Genomic DNA, 1,891 nt, shown 5'->3' with positions numbered 1-1,891 from the left:
ACCAACATCCTCGGCATGGACATCAAGGGCCACACGGTCCACAAGGTGATGATCGCCGAGACGGCCCCGGAGATCCTGGAGGAGTACTACGTCTCCTTCCTCCTCGACCGTGCCAACCGCACCTTCCTCTCCATCGCGTCCGTCGAGGGCGGCATGGAGATCGAGGAGGTGGCGGAGACCCGCCCCGAGGCCGTCGCCAAGACGCCGATCGACGCCAACGTGGGTGTGACCCCCGAGGTCGCGCGCCAGATCGTCGAGGCCGCGAACTTCCCGGCCGAGGTCGCCGACAAGGTCGCGAACATCCTCGTCACCCTGTGGAAGACGTTCCTCGAGGAGGACGCCCTCCTGGTCGAGGTCAACCCGCTGGCCAAGGTCGCCTCCGGTGACGTCATCGCCCTCGACGGCAAGGTCTCCCTCGACGAGAACGCCGAGTTCCGTCAGCCGGAGCACGAGGCTCTCCAGGACAAGGACGCGGCCAACCCGCTCGAGGCCGCCGCCAAGGAGAAGAACCTCAACTACGTCAAGCTCGACGGCGAGGTCGGCATCATCGGCAACGGCGCGGGTCTCGTCATGAGCACCCTGGACGTCGTCGCGTACGCCGGTGAGGCGCACGGTGGCGTCAAGCCCGCCAACTTCCTCGACATCGGCGGTGGCGCCTCCGCCGCCGTCATGGCGAACGGCCTGGAGATCATCCTCGGCGACCCGGACGTCAAGTCCGTCTTCGTCAACGTCTTCGGTGGCATCACCGCCTGCGACGAGGTCGCCAACGGCATCGTCCAGGCGCTCCAGCTGCTCAAGGACAAGGGCGAGGACGTCACCAAGCCCCTGGTCGTCCGTCTGGACGGCAACAACGCGGAGCTCGGGCGCAAGATCCTCTCCGACGCCAACCACCCGCTGGTTCAGCGTGTGGACACCATGGACGGAGCGGCCGACAAGGCCGCCGAGCTCGCGGCTGCGAAGTAAGGGACGAGGGACTAAACAGCCATGGCTATCTTCCTCAACAAGGACAGCAAGGTCATCGTCCAGGGCATGACCGGTGCCACGGGCATGAAGCACACCAAGCTCATGCTGGCCGACGGCACGAACATCGTGGGTGGCGTGAACCCGCGTAAGGCGGGCACGTCGGTCGACATCGACGGCAACGACATCCCGGTGTTCGGCACGGTCGCCGAGGCGATCGAGAAGACGGGCGCCGACGTATCCGTCCTCTTCGTGCCGCCGGCCTTCGCCAAGGCCGCCGTCGTCGAGGCCATCGACGCCGAGATCCCGCTCGCGGTCGTCATCACCGAGGGCATCGCCGTCCACGACTCGGCCGCGTTCTACGCCTACGCCGTGTCCCAGGGCAACAAGACCCGCATCATCGGCCCGAACTGCCCCGGCCTCATCACCCCGGGCCAGTCGAACGCCGGCATCATCCCGGGCGACATCACGAAGCCGGGCCGCATCGGCCTGGTCTCGAAGTCCGGCACGCTGACGTACCAGATGATGTACGAGCTCCGTGACATCGGCTTCTCCTCGGCCGTCGGCATCGGTGGCGACCCGGTCATCGGCACGACCCACATCGACGCGCTCGCCGCGTTCGAGGCCGACCCCGACACCGACCTGATCGTGATGATCGGTGAGATCGGCGGCGACGCCGAGGAGCGGGCCGCGGCCTTCATCAAGGAGAACGTGAAGAAGCCGGTCGTCGGCTACGTCGCGGGCTTCACCGCGCCCGAGGGCAAGACCATGGGCCACGCCGGCGCCATCGTCTCCGGCTCCTCCGGCACGGCCGCCGCGAAGAAGGAGGCCCTCGAGGCCGCCGGCGTCAAGGTCGGCAAGACCCCGACCGAGACGGCGAAGCTGGCCCGCGCCATCCTCGCCGGCTGAGCAGCGCCACACGGCTCACAGG

2 protein-coding genes are annotated in these 1,891 nt (G+C 67.7%); both read left to right on the top strand.

All coding sequences use genetic code 11. The features are described from left to right. Positions 1 to 963 (top strand): ADP-forming succinate--CoA ligase subunit beta (sucC, locus tag ACFTZL_RS44480; RefSeq protein ID WP_382596230.1); only part of this gene is annotated, 963 nt, incomplete at its 5' end. Between the two features lie 21 nt (positions 964 to 984). Further along, positions 985 to 1,869, top strand: a complete 885-nt coding sequence (gene sucD, locus ACFTZL_RS44475) for a succinate--CoA ligase subunit alpha (protein WP_382596227.1) — start codon at positions 985 to 987, stop codon at positions 1,867 to 1,869. Positions 1,870 to 1,891: the final 22 nt, after the last annotated feature.

This window comes from Streptomyces sp. NPDC056948 (assembly GCF_042674225.1).
Lineage (GTDB): Bacteria > Actinomycetota > Actinomycetes > Streptomycetales > Streptomycetaceae > Streptomyces > Streptomyces purpurascens.
Note: the sequence above shows the minus strand (reverse complement) of the source record. Positions and strands in the feature narration are given on the sequence as shown.